Here is a 25,390-nt window from a genome sequence, read left to right on the forward strand (position 1 = left end):
CTTCCTACTTAAGTTAATAGTTCATCATTTCACACAACACATATCCTTTAATAAAAATCATCATATGGATGTTTGCAGTCATAGCAAATATATACATAATGATCAGGAGCTGTTTCACCTAAGTAGTCTGTCTCATCATCCACTTCGGAACGAGGGTACTCTAGAGCGCAACCATCACATGTAACTCTATCAACTATATGACCACAAGATAGACATAAGTAATAGTCATAAGGTTCATAGAGTGCTAGTGACCAACAATCACAGTCAGGACATGAATATAACTCTTCACTATTTAATTCTGCATCAAGTTTTATATAAGTTGCATAATAGTAGAAATCTCTGAACTCTTCGTGACAACAATAACACTTTATGTTCTCACCTTCATGAACTATGTATTCTGAGTTACAAGTATTGCACTTAACTGTAACTCCTTCAAATGTGATTATTTTATGACCATCATCTTCAAATCGCTTTTTTGCATCGTTTATCAAAGCGTTTAGAGCTGTTTGCTCGCTGATATAAGAGTTAAATATTTCAACCCCCAGCAAATCTGATAATTTCTTCTCATGATTTTCACCATAGAACCTCCTGTACAGGTTCATAAATATTGGCACTACTTTACTTATAATATCTGCAGCATTGAACCTATTAACTTCAAATGACGAATGCATTCCTAGGTTACGTAGTTCTCTGAGTCTGTTAATATATCTCTTGTGATTCTCTTCAATCTTAAAATCTGCTAACTTTTCAAGTCTCAATAGTAATGTTTCGAAATTAACGCTATGTCGTTTACCGATTGGTTCTGCGTAGTCTTCCACCTTCGAATAAATCAATGAAGGATGCTCGTGACTCAATATATCTTTAAGTAGTAACTCAAATGCCGAAAACATCTCTTTTATTGAAATTTTATAGTATTTTGGATATAGCGTTCCTCGATTAAATGAATCTATAGCAACAACAAAAGAATCTAGAGCATTATCAAACAAATCCAGTTTAATTGTATCATATTCTTTTTTCACAACCATCTCCCACCTACGTGTACCTTTTGAAGTGTCGAACTCATACTTCAAACGACAGGGTTTGCAATGTAAGTACAAGGAATGATCTCTAAACCCAGGAATATTATCATGCTCTTCGATGACTTTCCCTTGCCCACATGGACATTTATACTCTAGTCTCTCTGTATCTCCACCACCAGCACCATAACCTTGATGGTCATCTGATGTGCGGCTAATTAATTCTGTTCTAATACCCATAATATTCTCCTTTATTCTCCAAAGATATTATATCATATAGTATTAAATTGACAAAAGAGAAACTTCAAATGAAGTTTCTCTTACAATATCCAACAAGAATTGAACTCGTAATCTCATCTTTACCAGTAAAGTGCTTTACCTTAGAGCAAAATGTGGTCATTTACTAACCAATAATCTCACTAATTGGCTCGTAAACCCTGTATTTAGGCCAAATACTCGTATTTATTTGTCAGTCAATTGTCAGTCACGCAATATCAGAAAACCCCACAAACCCAGTAAATTCAAGGGTTTGCGGGGTTGATTTTGTTACTCCCACTCGATCGTACTAGGCGGCTTACTCGTCACATCATAAAGGATTCTATTAACCCCTTCCACTTCATTGACGATTCTCGAAGAAATCTTATCCAGCACTTCATAAGGAATTCTCGCCCAGTCCGACGTCATCCCGTCGATAGACGTCACCGCGCGAATCCCGATGGCGTGACAGTACGTTCTCTCATCACCCATAACGCCCACAGACGTCACATTCGGGAGCACCGTAAAGTATTGCCAGATATCTCTTTCAAGACCGGCCTTGGCCACTTCCTCGCGTAAAATCGCATCGGATTCGCGCACGAGGTGCAGTGCCTCTTCCGTAATCTCACCCATGACGCGGATAGCGAGACCCGGTCCTGGGAACGGCTGACGCCAAACGATGTGCCCCGGAACGCCAATTTCCTCGCCCACGCGACGCACTTCGTCCTTAAACAAATCTCTCAGCGGCTCAATTAACTCGAACTGCATATCTTCAGGCAAACCACCGACGTTGTGGTGCGACTTAATCACCTCAGCCGTGTCGGTACCGCTTTCAATAACATCCGGATACACCGTCCCCTGCACGAGGTACTCGATATCTTTCAGCTTGCCCGCCTCTTCTTCAAAGACGCGGATAAACTCTTCGCCGATAATCTTACGCTTCTTCTCAGGATCTGAGACACCTGCGAGACGGCTCATAAAACGCTCTTTAGCGTCGACGCGGATAAAGTTCATATGGAAATCGTCAGCAAACACCTTTTCCACCTCGTCGCCTTCGTTCTTTCTCAAAAGACCGTGGTCGACGAAAATGCATGTCAACTGGTCGCCGATAGCCTTGTGTACCATCGTTGCCGCAACAGACGAGTCCACGCCGCCGGAAAGTGCACACAGCACCTTCTTATCGCCGACGCTCTCTTTAATCGACTGAATCATTTGCTCCGCAAAATCACCCATATCCCAGTCGCCTTTGCAGCCGCACACTTCGTATAAGAAGTTTTTAATCAACTGACGGCCAAACGGCGTGTGTTCAACTTCGGCGTGGAATTGCACCGCGTACAATCTGCGCGCGTCGTCCTGCATGGCCGCCACAGGACAGCTGTCCGTATGCGCAGTAATCTTAAACCCTTCTGGTGCACCTGCCACGTAGTCGAAATGGCTCATCCAGCATTGATCGCCACTTTCGATGCCGTCGAAAAGGTGCGACGACGCATCGAGTTGAACCTTGATTTTGCCGTATTCCTTTTGGCTGGCACGGGCGACCTTGCCACCGAGCGTGTGTGCCATAAGCTGCATACCGTAGCAAATGCCCAATACGGGTATACCCAGCTCAAATATTTCAGCGTCTAAACTCGGTGCGTTCTCAGCGTACACAGAATTGGGACCGCCGGTGAAAATAATCCCCATCGGCTGCTTTTCCTTAACCTTCTCCAGCGCATTGCGCCAAGAGACCACTTCACTGTACACACCGGATTCTCTAACGCGTCTTGCAATTAACTGATTGTATTGACCGCCAAAATCGACAATCATCACTAACTCATTGTTCATCTGAAAAATTTCCTCCATTTATCTAATGTAAACGGCGCGAGCCGTTAAATTGTCGATTACTTTTCCGAGCTGGAAATACTGTAGTTAGGCGGCTCTTTCGTAATAGAAATATCGTGTGGATGCGACTCTCTGAGACCCGCACCAGTAATGCGAATAAAGCGGCCCTCTGCTTTAAGCGCTTCAATCGTATGGGTTCCACAATAGCCCATACCGGCTCTGAGGCCACCTAGCAACTGATAGATAATGTCTTTTAAATAGCCTCTGTACGGCACGCGACCTTCGACGCCCTCAGGGACAAACTTTTTCGTATCGTTTTGGAAGTAACGGTCTTTAGAACCCGCCTTCATGGCACCTGTAGAGCCCATGCCGCGGTACATCTTAAAGCTTCTACCCTGATACATCACAATTTCACCGGGACTTTCCTCAGTGCCGGCAAAGAGCGAACCGAGCATAACGAGGTCGGCACCTGCTGCAATGGCTTTAGGAATATCGCCGGAGTACTTGATGCCGCCGTCTGCAATCACCGGCACACCGTAAGGCGCCGCCGCTTTGGCACAGTCGTAAACCGCCGTAATCTGCGGTACCCCGATACCCGCCACAACGCGCGTCGTACAAATCGATCCCGGGCCAATGCCCACCTTGACGCAGTCGGCACCGGCTTTAATCAAGTCCACAGTGGCTTCTGCCGTCGCCACATTCCCTGCGATAACGTCTAAATCCGGGTAGTTTTCTTTAATGGTCTTAACAGCGTTGATAACGTTCATGCTGTGGCCGTGAGCCGAATCCAGTGCAATAACGTCCACACCCGCTTTGTAAAGGGCGTCTACGCGATCGAGCATGTCGGAACCGATGCCCACTGCGGCACCGGCGAGGAGGCGACCTCTCGAATCTGTCGCACGGTTCGGGTACTTCACTTGCTTTTCAATATCCTTAATGGTAATTAACCCTTTTAAATAGCCTTTGTCGTCTACCAACGGCAACTTCTCGATTTTGTGCTTTCTCAAAATCACACCGGCTTCTTCCAGCGTAATGTTCGCCGGAGCGGTGACGAGGTTGTCCTTTGTCATAACGTCGCGAATCGGCGCTTCCATATCCGGCTCGAAGCGGATGTCGCGGTTGGTGATAATGCCCACGAGAATGCCCTCTGAATCCACAATAGGGACACCAGAGATTCTGTAACGTGCCATAAGCGCTTCAGCGTCTTTCACAAAGTGTTCTGCCGAAAGCGAGAACGGATCGACGATAACGCCGTGTTCACAGCGCTTGACCTTGTCGACTTCCAGCGCCTGTTGCTCGATGCTCATGTTTTTGTGGATAATGCCGAGACCGCCTTCTCTGGCAATGGCGATAGCGAGTTTTGATTCTGTTACGGTGTCCATACCTGCACTGATAATAGGAATGTTGAGGCCGATTTTTTTCGTGACCCGCGTCTTGAGGACTACCTGATTGGGGAGCACCTCTGATTTTTGCGGTACCAACAGCACATCGTCATACGTCAAACCTTCTTTAACCAACTTGTCTTCCATTACAAAAAAACCTCCTCTTAATGACCATTCCTACTTGAGTGTCCCTACTATATAATAAGGATAGAATTCGGTGAAATCAGCTGCATAACGCCTCGTATTTCGCCAGGCTCCATACAAATACAAATACCAATGCCCATGTGCTTTCGCTTTTACCCCGCTTCAGCGCATCAAAACAACTGTGTTGGATAAGGCTTTCGTCTCAACGCTTGTTGCTCAACAACATTAGTAATGCCTTCGGCATCACTAACCGATTTTCGCTGACGCCTTTCCGCGCTGAACATTCGCGGTAAGGCTTTCGGCTCAAATCTTGTTGTCAAAATAAAAAAGCAACCCACACTGTGAGTTGCTTCACACTTCGCCAAAAAAGCCGAGTGAAAAACAACTCATAGTGCGATTTATAGGGCAACCGCGTAGAGACATCCAAGCCATTCATTTGGATTTATATGAGTCCGTATTCTTTTAATGTTAAAAACTAAAATACCACGTTTGCGGTTTCTTGTCAATAAAAGTGGTAAAATATAAAAGGTAATGCCTATTAATTTTTAGTAAAATTTCTTTTTGAAAACAGGGGATTTTATGATAGAATAAGTACACCGTGTCCCTAAAGAGTTTCGTTAAAAAGAGAGAGGTGAGGCAATTTATATGGAGACATTGAAACACATTAAATCCTTTATCAGGCGCTATTGGCCGGCATACGTCTTCGGCGTTTTACTCTTAATCGCCATCGACGGCCTGCAGCTGTTCACACCGCTTGTCATCGGTGCGTTTACAGACGCACTCAGCACAGGCAGTTTACAGCAGGGCGACATTCCCCGCTATATCGTCTACATTTTAGCCATCGCCGGCGGCGTTGCCATCGGACGATTCGGTTGGCGGATGACCATCATCACCGCCTCTAAAAAACTCGAATACTGGCTGCGCAACAAAGTCTTTGCGCATCTTGAAAAAATGAGTCTCAACTACTTTAACCATCACAAAACCGGCGATCTCATGGCGCACTGCACCAACGACATCACGTCTGTGCGCAACGCCTTCGGCCCCGGCATCATCATGATGGTGGACGCCTTCTTCCTAGGCGTTATGACCATAGCCGTTATGGCGCGTCGCATCAACCTCGAGCTGACATTTGTCGCGCTTATCCCACTGCCGCTCATCGCCTTTTTCATCATCTATATGGGCAAATTTGTTCGCGAGCGGTTCCAGCACGTCCAAGAGGCTTTTTCAGATCTGACGGACAACGCACAGGAGACATTCTCCGGCATTCGCATCATCAAATCTTTCGTACAAGAAAAACAAGCCCTTCGACATTTCAATGAAAAAAATCAAGACAACTTCGATAAAAACATGCGCCTCGTCAAGCTCTACGGTTTCGTACAGCCTATGGTGGGCTTCATTGCGCTTTTAAGCACCTTAGTGGCCATGGTTTACGGCGGTCGCCTCGTCATCGACGGCGCCATCAGCATCGGCGATCTGGTCGCCTTCTTGTCTTACATCGGCATGCTGTCTTGGCCGATGATGGCCATCGGCTTCGTGTACCACAACATGCAGCGGGGGTTTGTTTCCCTCAAGCGGATCAACAACATCCTCGACACGCCGCCTGAACTCATCGACCTCGATTGTCTCGATGCGTTTAACGCCGCGTTTGAACCGGAGCCCGAGATCGAGATGAAAGCACTCACGTTCCAGTACCCGGGAACCGAACAGCCCGTGTTAAAAGACATCTCTTTCAAGCTGGAAAAAGGCAAAACCCTCGCCGTCGTCGGCAAAACAGGTAGCGGCAAAACCACTTTGGTGAACTTGCTCTTAAGACTGTACGAAGTGCCTATGGGCACCGTCTACATCGGCGGCAAAGACATCAACGAGGTTCCGATTCGAACCGTTCGTCAAATGACGGGGTACGTCCCTCAAGACAACTTCCTCTTTTCTAAGAGCATACGTTACAACCTCAAATTTGGGGATTTTGAAACGAGCGACGACGTGGTCACTGAAGCGACGAAAACCGCCGGTGTCTACGGCGAGATCATGAGTTTTCCAAAGGCGTTTGATACCGAGCTCGGCGAGCGCGGCGTCAATATGTCAGGTGGCCAGAAGCAGCGCGTCTCTATTGCAAGGGCCCTTTCTAAAAAACCGGAAATCCTCATACTGGATGACGCCCTTTCGGCTGTCGACACCAAGACAGAGGAGAGCATTCTCTCCCATCTTAAAGAGACGTCTAAAGAGACGACGACGATACTCATCGCCCACCGTCTGTCGACGATTCAACACGCCGACGAAATCATCGTACTGGAAGACGGCGCCATTGCCGAACGCGGCAACCACGACGTACTCTTGGCCCTAGGCGGCCTCTATGCCGACCTGTACCAAAAGCAACTGCTCGAAGAGAAACTTTCAAAGGAGTGATGTGATGTCCAGCCAAGAAAAAGAAATACAAAAGAGTTACGACGGCAAAATCATGGCGCGCCTTTTTAATTACGCCAAGCCCCACTGGCTGCCGCTGGTTGTGAGTATCGCGCTCATGTTGTTTATCACCGGTGTCGATTTGTCAGTGCCCTATGTCACCAAAGTGGCCATTGACGACTATATCGCCCCCAAACACCAGTCGGTGTATTTGGCGTCAGACGGCACCATTGCCTACCCGACGCTGAAGCAGAACCTGCTAAACGATTTGCCCGAAGAAACAGAAAGCATCTTGTTTCATCAAGACGACAGCTACTATTTAATAGAAGGGCTTACGAAAGAGACCGCCAAGGACAGTCCCGCCTTTACAGTGCGCGGCGACACCGTGAATGTTTCAGGCACTGCGTACGACGTACAGCCCCTCAGTGCCGCCGATGTAGAGGCGATGAAAGCGTTTAACAAAGCGCAGATTCTCAAAATCGCCGTCACCCTGTTCGGCATCTTAATTCTCAACTTTGTGTTCACCTTCGCCCACACGTACCTGCTCAACTACGCGAGCCAAAAGGTGGTCTACACCATGCGCGAAGAGCTGTTTGCCCACATTGAATCCATGAGTTTGAGTTTCTTTGACAAGAACCCCATCGGGCGTCTCGTCACACGGGTGTCCAACGATATGAACAACATCAACGAGATGTTTACAAACGTCCTCGTCACCTCACTCAAGGACTTCCTCCTACTGGGCGGCACCGTGGTGGTCATGTTGCTTATCAACTGGAAGCTCACCCTCATCTGTCTTGCAACCATGCCGTTTGTCATCTTCGCCGCCTCTGTGTTCAGAGTCAAGGCGCGAAATGTACAGCGTGAAGTCAAGGTCAAACTGGCGCGTATTAACGCCGTTTTATCCGAAAACATCAGCGGCATGAAGATTATACAGATTTTCAATCAGGAAAAACAAGTCTACGACGACTTCGACACCATTAACGCCGACTTCTTAAAGAGCTCTATTCAAGAGACCAAAGTCTACGCGGTGTTTAGACCGTCTATGAACCTCGCCTACTCCGTGTCCTTGGCATTGCTCCTTTGGTTCGGCGGCTCGAGTGCCATACGCGGCGTCGTCGAACTGGGCGTTATCGTGGCGTTTATCAGCTACACCCAGCAATTTTTCAGACCAATTATGGACCTCAGCGAAAAGTTCAACATCTTTCAGTCGTCCATGGCCAGCGCCGAGCGCATCTTCCTACTTCTCGACGAAACGTCTGTGATTCAAAACCCTCAGACGCCGTATGTCGGCGAAGAAGGGGCATTTAAAGGCCACATCGTCTTCAAAGACGTGTGGTTCAGCTATGACGCGTCGCCACAAACCGAGGACGACTACGTGCTCAAGGGCGTCAGTTTTGAACTGAAGCCCGGTGAAAGCGTCGCCTTAGTCGGGGCCACCGGCTCCGGCAAAACGACAATTATCAGTTTGCTCAACCGATTTTACGACATTCAAAAGGGCAGCATCACCATCGACGGCGTCGAAATTCGCAAGTGGGACATCGCCGCACTGCGCTCGAAAATAGGCATTGTGTTGCAAGATGTCTTCCTGTTTGCCGGTGACATCAAAAGCAACATTCGCCTGTACAACGACGCCATTGAACAAGCGCGCATCGAGGAAATCGCCAAGTACGTCAACGCCCACGGTTTTATTTCAAAGCTCGGCGGCACCTACGACGAACCGGTTACCGAACGCGGCAGCACCTTGTCGTCGGGCCAGCGTCAGCTCCTCTCCTTTGCCAGAGCGCTGGCTTTTGACCCGAAAGTTTTGATTTTAGACGAAGCGACGTCCAACATCGACACCGAGACAGAACAGTTGATACAAGACGCCATTACGAAGATTATCAAAGGGCGCAGCACCTTAATCGTCGCCCACCGTCTATCCACCATTCAGCACGCCGATCAGATCATCGTCATGAGCAAAGGCGAAATTAGAGAGCGCGGCAGACACCAAGACCTCCTCGAAAGGGAAGGCATGTATTACGACCTGTACAAACTCCAATACGCAAACGGCTAAAATCCGCATCAGCACCCGTTTACAAAGGGCCTGTTCAATGTTATAATAAGGCTATAATTGCATAAGCATCACCTAGGGGTGCCTTTCGGCTGAGAGCGTTTAATAGCGTAACCCTTTGAACCTGAACTGGTTAGTGCCAGCGGAGGAAAGCGTGTCGTTAGAAGTTATCACCATGTTCGCCCGCGAACATGGTTTTTTTTAACCACAAAGGAGAGAACGTCTCTTAGTTTCTCTCTGCTCAAAACCGAAAGTCCATACGATAAGGACAATCGGGCCGAGGGGCAACAGATGCTTCAATCTATCATTTACTTTGGAGGTTTGTCATGAATAAAACAGCTTCATCCAGTACAAAAATGCTCGTGGAAGGGGCAATGATGATTGCCATCGCCACCATCTTGAGCTTTTTGAAAATAACCACCCCACTGTGGGTCAACGGCGGCTCAATAACCGCGGCGAGTATGGTGCCTATTTTAATCTTCGCCTACAGATGGGGCGGCACAAAAGGTATCTTCGTAGGCGCTATCTACGGCACACTGCAGTTTATCATCAGCCCGTATGCCGCTCACGTCGCGTCCATCGTACTCGACTACCCATTGGCATTTGGCGGCATTGGCGCCATGGGGTATATCGCCAATAAGAACAGCAGCGATCGAACCGTCTTTATCGGCATCGCCGTCGGTCTGCTCCTCAGATTGCTGGGACACTTTTTATCAGGCGTTATTTTCTTCGCCGAATACGCACCGGAAGGCATGAACCCTTTTGTGTACTCCGTGCTGTACAACGGTTCCTTTATTCTACCGGAAATCCTCATTTCCTGCGTGGTGTTTAAACTCCTTCGCAAGACAGTGGACGCTCTCTAATCCATTACGCATCAAACCGCTCGCGCCAAGCGCCGAGCGGTTTTCTTTCATCCAAAACAACATGCGTAATGCCTCCGGCATCTACTAACCGATTTTCGCTGACGCCTTTCCGCGTTGAACAGTCGCGGAAAGGCTTTCGGCTCAACTCTTGTTGCTCAATATGATAAAGCCGCCCATCACAAGTGATGAGCGGCTCTTTATAGGCCTTATTGATTCAATTGGTTGTTAGGATGTGGGCTTACATCATGCCGCCCATGCCACCCATACCGCCCATTGGCGGCATCGGTTCGTCTTCAGACTTCACATCGACGACACCGGCTTCTGTCGTTAAGAACATCGCCGAGATAGACGCCGCATTTTGAAGAGCTGAACGGGTTACTTTAGTCGGATCCACAATCCCTTTTTCAATCATGTTGACATAAACGCCGTTTAATGCGTCGAAGCCCATGCCTTTTTCAGCTGCTTTAACGCGCTCTACGACGACAGACCCTTCGAGACCTGCGTTAAAGGCAATTTGTCTCACTGGCTCTTCAAGGGCTCTTGCGATAATAAGCGCACCGGTCTTCTCATCGCCTTCGAGCGTCTCTACAAGGGCGCTAACTTCGCCGATTGCCGCCACAAGTGCTGTGCCGCCACCTGGAACGATACCCTCTTCTACAGCAGCTCTCGTCGCGTTTAAAGCGTCTTCTATTCTAAGTTTTTTCTCTTTCATTTCCACTTCTGTCGCCGCACCCACTTGGATAACCGCTACGCCACCTGCGAGTTTTGCAAGGCGCTCTTGAAGCTTTTCTCTATCGAACTCAGAAGTCGTTTCTTCAATTTGAGACTTCAGTTGGCCGACGCGCTCTTGAATCACAGCTTTGTCGCCCATACCGTCGATAACAGTCGTGTTGTCTTTATTGATTTTAACCGACTTCGCACGACCGAGCATGTCTACAGTAGTCGACTTCAGTTCGTAGCCGAGTTCTTCAGAAATCAGTGTACCGCCGGTTAAGATGGCGATGTCTTGAAGCATTGCTTTTCTTCTGTCACCAAAACCTGGTGCTTTAACAGCGATGCAGTCAAATGTCCCTCTGAGTTTGTTCACCACCAATGTTGTCAGCGCTTCGCCTTCAATGTCCTCGGCGATGATTAAAAGCTTGCCACCCGATTGTACCATTTGCTCGAGAATCGGCAAAATCTCTTGGATGTTGGTAATTTTCTTATCTGTAATTAAGATGTATGGGTTTTCGAGAACCGCTTCCATCTTCTCAGGGTCAGTGACCATGTAGTGTGATACGAACCCTCTGTCGAATTCCATACCTTCCACCACTTCGAGCTGTGTGCCGAAAGTCTTCGACTCCTCTACAGTGATAACGCCGTCTTTACCGACGCGATCCATCGCTTCTGAAATGAGTTCGCCGATTTTTTTATCTGCCGCTGAAATCGATGCAACGTCGGCGATGTCTTTTTTATCTTCAATTAAAACGCTTTCTTTTTTAATCACTTCCACTGCTTTTTCAACAGCCTTTTCGATACCCGTCTTGAGAATCATCGGGTTGGCACCGGCAGCGACGTTTTTAACGCCTTCTCTGATAATCGCCTGTGCGAGAACCGTCGCTGTAGTCGTACCGTCACCGGCGACGTCATTGGTCTTTGTAGCGACTTCTTTTACCAACTGCGCGCCCATGTTTTCAAACGCGTCTTCCAGCTCAATTTCTCTGGCGATGGTCACACCGTCGTTTGTGATTAGCGGCGAACCGAATTTTTTATCGAGAACGACATTTCTCCCTTTAGGACCCAATGTCACTTTAACTGTGTTTGCAAGCTTATCGACGCCTGCTTCGAGTTTCTTTCTTACATCTTCTCCGTATAAAAGTTCCTTTGCCATGGTATCTGCCTCCTATTCGACAACTGCTAAAATATCTGCGATTTCACAGATGGTCACTTCTTCACCATCGATTTTAACTTCTGTTCCGACATACTTCTTAAACACGACCTTGTCGCCGACTTTAATGTCTTCAACTTCTTTGCTGACGGCAACAACTTCTGCCATTTGAGGTTTTTCTTTTGCTTGTGACGGCAACACGATGCCGCTAGCTGTCTTTTCTTCTGCTTCCAGCCTCTTGATAATCACGCGTTTTCCAAGTGGTCTTAACATTTTGCTTCCTCCTCAATGATTGTTTTAATAAAAGATGTGCATGAATACCATGCCATATAAAGTCTAATTAGGTGAGCGCTATCGCTCACACCATTCATGATAATACAAAGTGGACAAAAAATCAACATTTTTTTAGCACTCGTTTTAACAGAGTGCTAACAGAATGTAAACTTTTTTTTAAGACACAAAACGAATGGATGCGCGCATGGCTTCAGCGTACATATCGTTTACTTTTTCATAGGATACATCGCGCGCCTCGCAGATGCTCATCACCATGTCCCAATTGCCCTTTTCATAATAATGGACGAGTCTGAGCAAGTCGTGAAATGGGTTGTCGACACCTAACAGCGCATCTTTCAAATCGTCCTTCAACGGCAAATCGTCCAGAATCTCAAATAGCGGTCTTTCCATTACCGTGTCGATTAGCGACATCAAGCCCAGAATAAACGCCTCAGTATAGCGGTCTTTAAGGCCGAACCAATCCGCCGCCTTTTCACAAAAGAGCGCTCGGGTCAGCGATACGCGGGTAATTTCTTCCGGTTTGCTCCCATTGAGTTCTCTGAGCATAATCAGCGTTGCCCACTTTCGGATTTCCCTAAGCCCCAGTAACGCCAAAGCGTGGTTGATGCTGGTGACCTCACTAATGGTGTCAAAAGCCGGGGAGTTGATCATACGCAACAACTTGTAGGTCAGCGCCACGTCGGTCTTGACGATTTCTGCAATTCTATTAAAATCCACCTCTTCGTCGATGGTTTCTCTCAAGATTTCGAGGTACTTGACGTGGCTGCTCTCCGGGGCCTTAGTGGCGCAAATCATCGGCTTTTCAAAGAAAAACCCCTGAAACAGCGTGTAGCCAAAACGTTTGGCCTCTTCAAAATCCTTCTCGGTTTCGACCTTTTCAGCGAGCAACACAATGTTGCGGTTTCTGTATTTGTCCGCAATGTACTTGCGGCCCTCAGACCTTAAAATAAGAAAATCTACCTTAATAATATCCACATAGGGCAGAATGGCGTCAAAATGCCTGTTGTCCACAAAGTCGTCCAGCGCAATAATATAGCCCTTCTCTTTTAACGCTTTGCACTTGTCGATAAGCGCGTCGTCCACCTCGACATCTTCTAAAATCTCAATGGTCAGCTGCGCCGGAGAAAAGAGCGTCGGCACGTCTTCCAGCAACAAATTCTTGGTGAAGTTGATAAAAGCCGGTTTGTCGCCAGTCAGCGACTTCAAGCCAAAGTGTACCAAGGTATCCGTTACAACCGTCGCCGTCGCCACGTCGCCGTCTTGTGTCAAATCGTATACGTTTTTATGGCTGCTGCGATAAAGGATTTCATAGGCGACAACGCGTTTTCTTTCATTGAATATCGGTTGTCTTGCAACGAAAATTTCCATCCTTCCCCTCCTCCTGTTCAGCTTTTCTTATTGCGCATATAGTGGAACAAATACTGCTGTGCGTACCCGCCGTACCGTTTAAAATACGCCCCGACAAACGCCTCGTAAGCCCTTTGAGCGTCTTCCACGACATAGAGTTCTCTCAATAGCCTTTTTACCCAAGTATCTATCGGAAACGCATTCTTTTTCTCGTAGGCGAACAGCAAGATGCAATCAGCCACTTTATCGCCAATGCCGTAAAATTGCTTTAAAAACACCTTGCCTTCATTGTAATCGAGACGGTAGGGGGCCGATAAGTCGACTTTGCCAGTGTAAAGCGCCTGTGCCGTCTCATAGATGGCTTTGTTGCGGTAGCCCATGCCCTTCACTTTAAACGCCGCCTCCGGCTGTTTTGCAAGCACTTCCAGCGTGGGAAACGCGTAGTAAGGCGTCCCTTCATAGGTGCCGAGACAGGTGCCAAAGGTTTCGGCGAGGGCCTTTACCGCCATTTTGATTTTAGGTATGTTGTTGTTGCTCGAAATAATAAATGTCATCAGCGTTTCAAGCGGCGCCTGATTGAGAAGGCGTATGCCGCTGCCCGCCGAAACCGCTTCGAGAAGCCAGTGGTCTTTCTTTGAAAGATAGGCCTTTATAACGTCGTAAGACACATGGCAATCGAAGTAATGTCGGAGCGCCGCCTCACTCATTTCGCCGAGAACGACGTGAACGTCGTAGACGTCCCCACGGGGCACCACTTCTAAGACGGCGTTTTCGACGACGCCGATGTATCGACCGTCTACAGCTTCCCACCTGAAACACTGGCCACAGGTAAAGGTATCGTAGGGGTTAAAATGCGTTTGCGTTAAGGTTATCAAGCGTTCAGCTCCTTTTCTAATAGCGTTTCAATTACCTACCATTAGAACAAATTGCAGCCCGTTGGTCAAGTCCTGTTTTTAACGCGTCACGCCCCTACCTCTGCACACTAAACATTCGCGAGAGCACTTTAGGCTCCACACTTATGGTTTAAAAAAGCCCGCACCCTTAAAGGGCGCAGGCCGTCATTTATTTGATAACAGTTTTGTCGAACGCCATCGCTTACGCAATGAGAATCTTTAGTACAAAGAAGATGGCAATGACGTACGAAAGCGGGTGAATGTCTCTGAATCTGCCTGTCGCCAATTTTAAGACGATGTAAGAAAGCAAACCGAAGACAATACCTTCAGAAATTGAGTACGCAAGTGGCATCATAATCAGCGTCAAGAACGCCGGAATAGCCTCTGTGAAATCTTCAAAGTCGATTTCTTTAATCGGGCTCATCATAAAGAGGCCGACGAGAACCAATGCCGGTGCTGTAGCCGACGCAGGAATCATAAGGAACAACGGTGAAAACAACAGCGCGAGACCAAATAGTATCGCCGTTACAAACGAAGTTAAGCCCGTGCGACCACCCTCTGCAACCCCAGAAGCCGATTCAACATACGTGGTCACTGTAGACGTTCCCAGTACCGCACCAAACGTCGTACCGATGGCATCTGCAAAAAGAGCTTTTTTAACATTTGGAACTTTGCCGTCTTCAGTGAGCATGTCGGCTTTTGTCGCAACCCCTACTAGGGTGCCCACCGTGTCGAACATATCCACGAATAAGAAGATAAAGAGAACGAACAGCATATCCATTGAGAAAATTTCTTTTAGCGGCACGAACTCAAAGAAATAGGGTGCCGACGGTGTTGCAAACAGCTCGCCAAAGGGAACCACTTGTGTCACACCCATTGGAATACCGATAAGTGTCGTTCCGATAATGGCGATAAACAACGCGCCCTTTACTTTGTATGCCAACAGAATACCCGCTATTAAAATACCGATTAGAGCCAGTAGCGGCGCCCCCTGTGTGATGTTGCCCAGTGTCAGCGGCGTGTCGCCTTGGACGATAACACCTGCACCGGATAACCCGATAAACGCGATAAAGAGACCGATACCTACTGAAATCGCGCGTTTTATGTTGAGCGGAATCGAGTTGACAATCGCTTCACGCACATTGAAAAATGATAATAAAATAAAGACGAGACCTTCTAAAAAGACTGCGGTCAAAGCGAACTCAAACGATTTGTTCATCGGTCCAAGAACGACGTAAAACGTAAAGAAAGCGTTGAGTCCCATCCCCGGAGCCAGTGCAAAAGGCAGTTTGGCGTAAAACGCCATAATCAGCGTACCGATAACAGCTGAAAGCGCCGTTGCCGTAAAGACCTTCCCAGGATCCATACCGGCATCTGCCAAGATACTCGGGTTAATCGCCAAGATGTACGCCATGGTCATAAAAGTAGTAAACCCTGCGAGAACTTCTGTTCTAACATTTGTTCCGTGGTCTTTCAACCGGAACACTTTTTCGAAAAAGCCTGCATTATTTTCCATTCTAATTTCCCCTCCAAAATAGTTCTTTTTCTTACATGACAATTCTAACAGAATCCGAAACAAAACACAAATTATTTTTCTTTTTTTAATATTATTTTTCGTGTTTTAAAGTACCTTTAGGAGTTATTTTATATTTTAGTTCGGAAAATAGGAACATTTTACCGTTTTTATATGTAGTTTTTACACAATGCCATTTTGTTTTTAACGTACATTCGCCATATTTTCCGACAGACTATATGTTTTATTGTTATAAATTAGTTTACAAACGCTTTTCCCCATAAAAAAACGCGCACTTTTTAAGCACGCATTTTTCATAAAGTCATTTAAAAGAGCAACTGATAAATCATCGGAAAAAATACCGCCGGCAACATATTCCCCACTTTAATTTTGGCGTCTAAGAGCATGTTGAGGCCGAGACCCAAAATCAACAGCCCGCCAACCGCCGACATCTGAAGCACGACGACGTCGGTGAGCACAGGCGCCACCGTCCCCGCAAGCAAAGCAATTGCCCCTTGATAAACCAAGACGGCCGCTGCCGAAAACAAGACGCCCACGCCCATCGTCGATGCAAAGATAAGCGCTGTAATGCCGTCGAGTACTGCTTTGGAATAAAGGGTGCCGTGTTCGCCTTTAAGGCCGCTTTCCAGCGCTCCCATAACGGCCATGGCGCCGATGCAAAAAATCAGGCTCGCCGTCACAAAGCCCTTGGCAAACTGGGCGTCGCGCCCTGAAAAACGCTTTTCAAGTCGCGTCCCCAATTGTTCCAAGCGCCTTTCTATGTCGATAAACCCGCCGATAACAGAACCGATGACCAAATAGATAATGAGGTGCATGGTATAAGCCGTTCCCTCTAAAGCACCACTGAGGCCAATGAGTACGACGCTTAAAGCCACCGCCTTAATCACCGTCTCTGTCACTTTCTCCGGAAGGCCACCTCTTACGACGAGGCCCAGCGCACCCCCAATAACAATAAGGAGCGCGTTGACCGCTGTACCGAGAAGTACCATACTAGAAGAGACCTACAATCTCACCATCTTCTAAGATGTCGATTCTGTTAGCTGCCGGTACCTTCGGAAGACCTGGCATCCTCATAATATCGCCTGCTAGCGGAATAATAAAGCCCGCGCCTGCAGAAACCTTAACGTCGTTGATGACGACTTTAAAGCCCGTCGGTGCCGCCAAGAGTTTCGGGTCGTCAGAGAACGAATACTGCGTCTTCGCCATACAAATCGGCAAGTTGCCAAGGCCGTCTTCTTCAAACTTCTTCATGTTTTTCAGAGCTTTACCGGAAAACTCTACGCCGTCTGCTCTGTAGATTTCCTTTGCAATGGTTTCGATTTTTTGAGCAATTGGCAAGTCCAATTCGTAAAGTGGCTTAAACTGAGCTGCGCCGCTCTCTGCGATTTCCACAACTTTTTCAGCAAGTGCCACAGCGCCTTCGCCGCCCTTTGCCCACACTTGTGTCAAGACCACAGGAACGTCGATGGCTTTACACATTTGGTCGAGCAACGCCACTTCTTCCTTTGTATCGGTTGGGAACTCGTTAATGGCCACAACTGCCGGCACCCCGAATTTTCTTACGTTTTCAACGTGGCGCTCGAGGTTGGCAAAGCCCACCTTCAGCGCTTCGAGATTTTCTTCTGCCAATTGATCTTTGGCCACGCCACCGTGCTTTTTAAGCGCTTTTATCGTCGCGACGATAACCGCTGCATCCGGCTTTAGACCCGCGTATCTACATTTGATGTCGAAGAACTTTTCAGCACCGAGGTCGGCGCCGAAACCGGCTTCTGTCACGACGTAGTCGGCGAGTTTGAGTGCGGTCTTAGTGGCCACAACAGAGTTACAGCCGTGTGCAATGTTCGCAAAAGGCCCACCGTGGATAAACGCCGGTGTGTTTTCAAGTGTCTGTACGAGATTCGGTTGAATCGCATCTTTTAAAAGCAGGGCCATTGCGCCAACTGCGTTGAGCTCACGCGCTGTAACCGGCTTGTTTTCGTAAGTGTAACCGATGACCATCTTGGATAAGCGGTCTTTTAAGTCTTCTAAATCGTTGGCAAGACAGAGAATCGCCATGACTTCCGATGCAACGGAAATATCGAAACCGTCTTCTCTAACCACGCCGTTTCCCTTAGGACCGAGGCCGACGACGATGCTTCTGAGGGCGCGGTCGTTCATATCCACAACACGTCTCCACGTAATGCGGTTCGGGTCGATGCCCAGCGGATTGCCTTGATGGATATGATTATCGATTAACGCCGAAAGTAAGTTGTTCGCAGTGGTTACTGCGTGGATATCTCCAGTGAAGTGGAGGTTGATGTCTTCCATTGGCACCACTTGCGCATACCCGCCGCCTGCGGCACCGCCTTTTACGCCGAAACACGGGCCGAGAGACGGCTCTCTAAGTGCTGTAAATGTCTTCTTCCCGATTTTGTTGAGCCCCATGCTGAGACCGACGTTTACAGTCGTCTTACCTTCACCTGCCGGTGTCGGATTAATGGCTGTCACGAGGATCAATCTGCCGTCCGGCTTGTCTTTTCTCTCTTTTAACACATCGAGGTGAACCTTTGCTTTGTAGTTGCCGTAGAGTTCAAGAGACGTTTCGTCGATACCGACCTGTGCGGCAATTTCTTTAATAGGCTTCATCGTCGATTCTTGAGCGATTTGTACATCTGTCTTCATAATAGGCTCCTTTCATTTTTAAAATCTATTAGTGATCATACATTAGATTAACCCGCTATGGTTTGAAAGTTTCCGCTTGCTTTTCAAGGCGCTTCATCAGCGCAATGGTTTTCGGCGTCCCCATCTTTTCCGCCTGCTCTTTTGCAAGGCGCATATAGCGTTTGCCGTCTTCGGAAAAACCCTCTGCCATAAGTATCATACCCAAATACCCTTGCGCCTCACTTTTTTTCCACGGTGAGTCGATAATATCATAACATTTTAGCGCTTCTGTAAGATAGGCTTTTGCACGCGCCAAATCGTTCATGGTATAGGCGATAATGCCGGCGTTGGTGTTGAAGATCGACCGCCCTCTGAGAATATTGTACGTTTTGCAATACACAATGGCCTTATTGGCGTATTCGAGGGCTCTTTCCAATTCACTTTCCTTTAAAAAAGTCTCTGAGATATAGTTGTACGCCGCCGCGATGTTCAGGGCGTAGGTTTTCTTTTCCGAAAGGGACTCAAACGCTTCAATCGACGCTCTAAAGAGCATACGCGCCTCTTTGTAAGCGCTGGACATCAGCCGTTCAATCCCCATGAGCCGCATGAGCATCGCCTCTTGTTTCGGCGATTTTACCAGCGGCTGCATACAACTGAGCATTTCCCGCATAGCTTCCGGTTGCTCAGTCTGAATCCAGTAGTAAATCTGTTGAACAGACGCTTTAAACAGCATGTCGTCATCGCCGCTCACCTGGGCGTCTGAAACGAGTTCCGACAAGATGGCCAATCCCTCTTCGTAGTCGCCGCCACGTATGCAATACCGCGCTTTCATATGCCTGTACTGCATGCGCACCTCCGGCGCCACCTCTTCACCAGACGCTTCAAACAGCTGGTCGAGCAGTTCAAAGTAATATTCCGGACTGAAGTCGAGCTTGACCTCCACCATCAGTTGACCTTCGGGATAGAGCTCGTGGCTGAAGTCAAACACTGTTTTTAGATAAGCGATGGTGTACGCCAGTTGCTTGCTCTTGTTGTGACTGCCCTCGTAATGGTACATCAATTTTTGAAATATTAAAACATCTTTAGGCAATCCTGTCAACTGCTTTTCGAGGATTTCCGCTATTTTGTTGTGTCGCACGCGCTTTTGAACATGGGGCATTTTGTCGTAGATATGCGCTCTGAGTTTGTGATGTGTAAATCGCCAGTGCACCGTACTGCCTCTGGGCACCTCTTCCACAAACCCCTTGGCCTTGAGTTCCTGAAGCACTTCCAGCAGACGCTCCGCCGAACCCGAATAGAGTTTTTCGAGGAAACTGTGCGCCACTTCGTCAAAAAACATGGCGATTAGCCCCAACACTTTTTGACCTTCTTTAGACGCTTCAAAGAGCCGCGCGTCCATTAAGTTTTTAAGGCGCGTTACAGCCGAGGCGTCGTTTCGCACAAAGAGCCCCGCGTATTCGACAATGAAAAACGCGTTGCCGAGGGACGCTTCATAGACCTTTTTATGAACCGCATCGGACATGGGCGCTTGAATGCGCTCGCTTAAAAACGCGTACGTCTCCGCTTCGGTAAATCGACACAGTTCCAAGCGCTCCACGAGACCGTACTTGTAGAGCGGCATTAGAAAATGCGTCATTTTTTCCGTCTCCATCTGTCGCGCCGTGGCCATAAACGTCACCCCGTCGACGTGTAGGACGATGTTTTGAAGGAGCCTCAAACTCCATTCGTCCATCCACTGGAGGTCGTCGAACACAAAGACGATTTTCCGGTGCTTGCTGAAGTCGCCGAGCAATTTGCAAATCAAACGCTCCAAATAATCACTGTTGATGGTTTCAAGGTTCTCGAGACCCGAGGCATCTTCAAAACACATCACACTGGGAAAAACTTTGCCCAGAATCTGAACCACCGTCTGCGGCACTTCGAGCCCGGACGCCTGCATTTGATCGATCAATCTGCCCAGTACCGCGTTCCACGCTTTGTACGCGAAGTTCTCTTCGACGAGGTAACAGGCACTCCAGACGATTAGAGCTTCTGACGCCTGCTGGTTTAAAACCGCCTTGAGCAGTTTTGACTTGCCCACGCCGGCTTCCCCTTCTACCACAAGCGCCTTTTTCTCGCCAAACTTCTCAAAACGCGATAGTAGACCGACGATTTTTTCCTGTTCGGCGACCCGCCCGAAAAGCGCCGCTTTAGGTGCGGCTTCTGTGCGCGTTTGAATCAGCTGGTAGTAAAGTGCCCGCGTATCGGCATCGGGTTTGATGCCCATCTCTTCTTCTAAAAGGCGTTTAAGCGCCGCGTAGGTCTCCACCACTTTTTTATAAAGTTTCTTCTTTTTATACGCACGCATTAAATAGCGCGTCGCCGTCTCGTCAAAGGGATCGATTTTCTGTAGCGTCTCCGCCACTTTATAAGCCTGCTCCCACGCGGTTTCAAGCCAAGTGTCAAACACTGTTTGCGCCGCTTGCCTATATTTCATGTTGAGCATTTGCTCAGTGTCCAATCGCCACTGCTCAAACCCCACGGCATCTTTTACGGCGACGCCTTCTAAAAAACTGCCTTCGTAACGGCTTAAAAACAATTCGGAAGACGGCTCGACATCCACTTCCCAACAAAAATCGTCGCTGAGTTCAACGGTGTTCTTCGTGGGACTCTTAAAGACATCGGCACCGAGGTCTTTTTTAATTCTGTACAGGCTGTTGCGCAAGTTTTTCTTCGCAACGTCCATTGACTGATTGGGCCAAATCAAATTGACGAGTTCTTCCCGCGTGGCGCGTTTTTCAAAGGCCAAGTAGTAAAACAGCGCTTCGCTGCGCTTTAAAGACAGCGCCATACGCGCGTTATTCAATTGTATTTCAGGTTTACCAAAAAGCTTTACGCTTAACGTCGTCATGTCCTACCGCCAATTTTAAACTCAAAAAACTGCCGTTGTCTAACCGCAGTTTGCATTACTGGAGATGTCAATAAACCGTCTGTGAAATCGGGTACAGGCGCCACCTTCATGAACTTACGGCAAGCGCTGTCCCCTCTAAATGAAAAGCCGGCCCCTCCGTAAATCCGGAGAGGCACTCGGCTCTCGTGTGCTCGCGGCACACTGTTTTGCTTATTTTCCACCTTTTACATAGTGCGCTTTAACAAGGGCTTCAATCTTAGAAGCGTCTGTTAAATAAGGCAATGTGATGTGGTCCTTAGGACGCATATCGTTGTATTCTGCCGATGTTTCAATGGCGTGCTCGTTGCGCGCCCACGCACGTCTTGCAACGCCGCCCATAACATCCCACGGCATAGAATTCTTAAGAATTTCATCGACGCGCGCACTGCCGTCGAGCACCATGCCAAAGCCACCGTTGATGGATTTGCCGATGCCGACGCCGCCGCCGTTGTGAAGCGCAATAAGGCTCATGCCGCGCGCCGCATTACCGGCAAAGATATGTGTCGCCATATCCGCCATGACATTAGAACCGTCTTTGATGTTTGATGTCTCTCTAAACGGCGAATCCGTTCCGCCGGTATCGTGGTGATCTCTACCGAGCATAATCGGTCCAACTTCGCCATTTCTAACCATTTCATTGAACTTAAGTGCAATTTTCAGGCGGCCCAGTGCGTCCTGATAGAGGATACGCGCCTTGGTGCCCACAACGAGTTTGTTTTTCTTAGCGTCGCGAATCCAAATCCAGTTGTCTCTGTCTTGGAAACGTCTGTCGGGATCGATGCACGCCATTGCCGCACGGTCGGTTTTATCGAGGTCTTCCTCTTTACCGCTGAGGCACACCCATCTGAACGGTCCATAACCGTAGTCAAAGAGAATCGGCCCCATGATGTCTTCTACATAAGATGGCCAGATAAAGCCGTCGAGTTCGTTGACACCGTTTTTACAAATTTCGCTGACGCCGGCGTCGTAAACCGCTTTCATAAAGCTGTTGCCGTAATCGAAGAAGTAAACGCCTTTGGCGCTGAGTGCTTTAATTGCATGGTAATGACGCACCAATGTGGCGTCGACGCATTTTCTAAACGCCGCTTTGTCCGCACCAAGGAGTCGTGTACGCTCTTCAAAGGTCATGTCTACCGGGCAGTAACCGCCATCGTAAACGTTGTGACAAGACGTCTGGTCGGATAAAAGATCCATGTGTACGTCGTTCTCAACAGCGTACTCCAACAAGTCGACGATGTTGCCGTGGAAGGCGATTGCAGCTGCTGTGCCGGCCTCTTGGTGTTTTTTTGCCAGATCAAACGCGTCTTTTGGCGTACGCGTTACTGCCGATACCCACCCTTGTGAGTGACGGGTTTCAATTCTCGAATCGTCCACCTCTGCAATGATGCCGACGCCACCTGCGATTTCAACCGCTTTGCCTTGAGCACCACTCATGCCGCCGAGGCCGGACGTAACAAACAATTTGCCTTTAAGGTCTTTATCCGCAGGGATACCGAGCTTATCACGACCTGCGTTGAGCACTGTGGAATACGTTCCGTGTACAATTCCCTGAGGGCCGATGTACATCCAACCACCTGCTGTCATCTGTCCATATGAACAAACGCCAAGTGCAGTCGCGCGGTTCCAATTCTCGAGGTCGTCAAACATACCGATCATCAAACCATTGGTGATAATCGCTCTCGGCGCTGTAACCGGCGCTTGGAAAAGGCCCAGTGGATGTCCAGAGTGGAGCACGAGCGTTTGCTCTTCTGTCATCACTTCGAGATAGCGTTTAATCAAATGGTACTGCATCCAGTTTTGGCATACCGCACCGGTTTCACCGTAAGTGATGAGCTCATACGGGTAAAGGGCGATGTCGAAATCGAGGTTGTTGTCGATCATAACCTGCATCGCACGACCTTCGACGATTTGGCCTTTGTAGTCGTCTATAGACTTGCCTTTGATGTTGCCCACCGGTCTGAATCTGTACCCGTAGATGCGGCCCTTTGTCAACAATTCATCGAGGAACTCCGGTGCCAATACATCGTGCCATTTTTCAGGTACGTAACGAAGTGCGTTTTTCAGCGCCAACGCCACTTCGCCTTCGTTCAGTGTCAATTCTCTCTTAGGCGCTCTTCTAATGCCTTCGATAAACGCCGGGTATTCCGGCAGTTCAGGAAAGATGTCTTCAAGTTTCACTTGCATCGCCTTTGCGATTTCTTGATTGTTCATCTCAATACCTCCACATTTTTTATTGCTTTCAGTTTACCTGTCGTGCGTCTATTTTAGGTCGAATCGGCCTATTGACTGAGTATTTTATGGACTTTAAGTGCCGTTTGAAGGGCATAGCGCTGTTCTTCATCGTCGAGTTTATAGGGAATAATCTCCTGAATACGCGTCAAACGGTATAAAATGGTGTTGTAATGCGTATAGAGGACGTCCGACATCTTCTTCAAGTTCCCGTTACACTGAAAATAGACTTCCAGCGTCTTGACGAGTTCGGTGTCCTTGCGCGAATCGTAAAGCATCAACGGTTCGATGGTTTCCTTCAAAAAGGCTTCGGCTTCAGACTTGATGGCGTGGTGAGAGAGCACCTTATACACGCCCATGTCTTCAAAGGCAACCACATCGCCCGGCAAGTAGTTCTTAGCGCCTTCTGACGCTTTTACCGCATCCTGCAAACTCTTGTGGACAAGTGCCAGCCCTTTGTATATTCTGCCGACGCCGATTTTAATTTGCTGTTTTTTCAGTTTCAATTTGAGCACGTCGTAAATGCCCCGGCTGTAACGATCCACCACCGTGCGGTCCTCGCCTTCCTTGAGCATCAACAAAATGTAGACGCTTTCGCCTTTGTTGAGAATCATGTAGACGCGACCGAGGTCTTTACAGATCAGTTCTGCGAGATAAGCGGCTTTCAGCAGGCGCTCAGATTCGTCTACAGCCGATTTTGAGGTGACGTGAATGTTGAGGATGACATAGTGTGCCTGTTCTGAAAATCTAAAGTTTTGCGCGCGCTCAACGGCTTTCTGTCTCTTGACGTCGTCTGCTGAAACGAGGTCGTCGAAAAACTCTACTTTGTACTTGTTTTCGACTTCCTGCACCGAGATTTTCTTCAGAAACTCGAGGGCGATTATGTTTGATGCCGCTTCCAGCCCAAGCTGATCGTAATGGGTGATGGCCTCGTCTTTGCCATAGGCGACGATGTGACCGTACACTTGGTTTTTAACGAATATCGGGATAATCAAGCGCTCTACTTCCGACGACTTCAGCACCGCTTTGTCCCGAATCAACTTGGCGTTTTTACTCTCGAGGTGAATGCCCTCAATGTTTTCGTGAAGCATGGTATAGGCGTCTTCAAAAGCCGATTTGACGTAGTACGTGTCTTCAAAATAGTAGTCGCAGATAAAAACAGGCGACGGTATGGTCTTTTGTATGCTCCTAAGAACATCGTCGATGTTCCCCCCGCTGACGACGACGTTCATCATGTCTTTGTGAAGCGTCTCCACCCGCTTTAGGATATTGGTCTGCTTTTCGTACATGAGCTGATACACCACGGAAAACACTTCGGTAAATGAGACGTCGTAGTCGAGGTCCAGCACGGCGATGCCAAAGGTGTTGCACAAATCCACAGTCTCTTTCGCCAAGGCTTTCAAATACGGCGTAACTTTTACGAATATGGCCGCGACCTGCTTTTCGTGGAGCGCTCGAAACAGCTCCTTTTGGGCGTTGATGTGCATTTCTTTGAACATCTGTCCCGTCGTCAAGATAACCTGACCGTCCTGACCAATCCAGTTGAGGATCTCTCTATCTACCATGACGTTGCACGATGTTATCGGGTTGTTCAACGTCTTTTCTTCAGTTAGTAATTTCGACTTTGAAAAAAGCGCCACTTCCAGCAGCTCTCTCAAAAGCACATTTGATTCATTAATCACAGTTGCCCCCTCACACAAAAGTTAAAATTCGTATCTTTATTATA

At 48.1% G+C, this 25,390-nt stretch carries 16 protein-coding genes and 2 riboswitches; of the genes, 3 read left to right on the forward strand and 13 right to left on the reverse strand.

Annotation, left to right across the window (positions count from 1 at the left end; translation table 11 throughout):
• Positions 1-47: 47 nt before the first annotated feature.
• From ACR6HW_RS09380 to guaB, 3 genes are all read right to left on the reverse strand, one after another.
• Positions 48-1,256, reverse strand: coding sequence for a DUF3644 domain-containing protein (locus ACR6HW_RS09380; protein WP_455727468.1), 1,209 nt, complete (start codon positions 1,254-1,256; stop codon positions 48-50).
• Between the two features lie 306 nt (positions 1,257-1,562).
• Positions 1,563-3,095 (reverse strand): glutamine-hydrolyzing GMP synthase, encoded by a 1,533-nt coding sequence (gene guaA / locus ACR6HW_RS09385; protein WP_455727469.1) that lies wholly within the window; start codon positions 3,093-3,095, stop codon positions 1,563-1,565.
• A 56-nt stretch (positions 3,096-3,151) separates the two neighbouring features.
• The gene (gene guaB / locus ACR6HW_RS09390; RefSeq protein ID WP_455727470.1) at positions 3,152-4,621 is read right to left on the reverse strand and encodes an IMP dehydrogenase; all 1,470 of its coding nucleotides are present in this window, start codon (positions 4,619-4,621) and stop codon (positions 3,152-3,154) included.
• 366 nt (positions 4,622-4,987) lie between these two features.
• A riboswitch (purine riboswitch) is annotated at positions 4,988-5,088 on the reverse strand.
• A gap of 175 nt (positions 5,089-5,263) precedes the next feature.
• Here guaB and ACR6HW_RS09395 point away from each other — a divergent pair.
• The 3 genes from ACR6HW_RS09395 to thiT all read left to right on the forward strand — a co-directional run bounded on the left by ACR6HW_RS09395 (position 5,264) and on the right by thiT (position 9,931).
• Positions 5,264-7,021, forward strand: coding sequence for an ABC transporter ATP-binding protein (locus ACR6HW_RS09395; protein WP_455727471.1), 1,758 nt, complete (start codon positions 5,264-5,266; stop codon positions 7,019-7,021).
• Between the two features lie 4 nt (positions 7,022-7,025).
• Entirely contained in the window at positions 7,026-9,071 is a 2,046-nt protein-coding gene (locus ACR6HW_RS09400; RefSeq protein WP_455727472.1) for an ABC transporter ATP-binding protein, read from the forward strand.
• A 64-nt stretch (positions 9,072-9,135) separates the two neighbouring features.
• Positions 9,136-9,237: riboswitch (TPP riboswitch) on the forward strand.
• Positions 9,238-9,394: 157 nt separating this feature from the next.
• The gene (gene thiT, locus ACR6HW_RS09405; protein WP_455727473.1) at positions 9,395-9,931 is read left to right on the forward strand and encodes an energy-coupled thiamine transporter ThiT; all 537 of its coding nucleotides are present in this window, start codon (positions 9,395-9,397) and stop codon (positions 9,929-9,931) included.
• A gap of 238 nt (positions 9,932-10,169) precedes the next feature.
• Here thiT and groL read toward each other — a convergent pair whose 3' ends face one another.
• From groL to ACR6HW_RS09455, 10 genes are all read right to left on the reverse strand, one after another.
• Entirely contained in the window at positions 10,170-11,801 is a 1,632-nt protein-coding gene (groL, locus tag ACR6HW_RS09410) for a chaperonin GroEL (protein WP_455727474.1), read from the reverse strand.
• A 12-nt stretch (positions 11,802-11,813) separates the two neighbouring features.
• Complete coding sequence (gene groES, locus ACR6HW_RS09415) at positions 11,814-12,071, reverse strand: co-chaperone GroES (protein ID WP_455727475.1); 258 nt, start codon at positions 12,069-12,071, stop codon at positions 11,814-11,816.
• A 177-nt stretch (positions 12,072-12,248) separates the two neighbouring features.
• A complete protein-coding gene (locus tag ACR6HW_RS09420; RefSeq protein ID WP_455727476.1) occupies positions 12,249-13,460 on the reverse strand; it encodes an EAL and HDOD domain-containing protein in 1,212 nt (403 codons plus the stop codon).
• Positions 13,461-13,477: 17 nt separating this feature from the next.
• Entirely contained in the window at positions 13,478-14,314 is an 837-nt protein-coding gene (locus ACR6HW_RS09425; protein WP_455727477.1) for a DNA-3-methyladenine glycosylase family protein, read from the reverse strand.
• Between the two features lie 220 nt (positions 14,315-14,534).
• Positions 14,535-15,848 carry an NCS2 family permease gene (locus tag ACR6HW_RS09430; RefSeq protein WP_455727478.1) on the reverse strand — a complete coding sequence of 438 codons (1,314 nt, stop codon included), beginning with the start codon at positions 15,846-15,848 and terminating at the stop codon, positions 14,535-14,537.
• A 323-nt stretch (positions 15,849-16,171) separates the two neighbouring features.
• Positions 16,172-16,855: a DUF554 domain-containing protein gene (locus ACR6HW_RS09435; RefSeq protein ID WP_455727479.1), complete on the reverse strand. Its 684-nt coding sequence runs from the start codon at positions 16,853-16,855 to the stop codon at positions 16,172-16,174.
• A 1-nt stretch (position 16,856) separates the two neighbouring features.
• Positions 16,857-18,527, reverse strand: coding sequence for a formate--tetrahydrofolate ligase (locus ACR6HW_RS09440; RefSeq protein WP_455727480.1), 1,671 nt, complete (start codon positions 18,525-18,527; stop codon positions 16,857-16,859).
• A 55-nt stretch (positions 18,528-18,582) separates the two neighbouring features.
• Positions 18,583-21,396 (reverse strand): AAA family ATPase, encoded by a 2,814-nt coding sequence (locus ACR6HW_RS09445; protein WP_455727481.1) that lies wholly within the window; start codon positions 21,394-21,396, stop codon positions 18,583-18,585.
• 210 nt (positions 21,397-21,606) lie between these two features.
• Entirely contained in the window at positions 21,607-23,646 is a 2,040-nt protein-coding gene (locus ACR6HW_RS09450) for a urocanate hydratase (protein WP_455727482.1), read from the reverse strand.
• A 68-nt stretch (positions 23,647-23,714) separates the two neighbouring features.
• Positions 23,715-25,346, reverse strand: coding sequence for a PucR family transcriptional regulator (locus tag ACR6HW_RS09455; protein ID WP_455727483.1), 1,632 nt, complete (start codon positions 25,344-25,346; stop codon positions 23,715-23,717).
• Positions 25,347-25,390 lie beyond the last annotated feature (44 nt).

The organism is Fusibacter sp. JL298sf-3 (assembly GCF_053842995.1).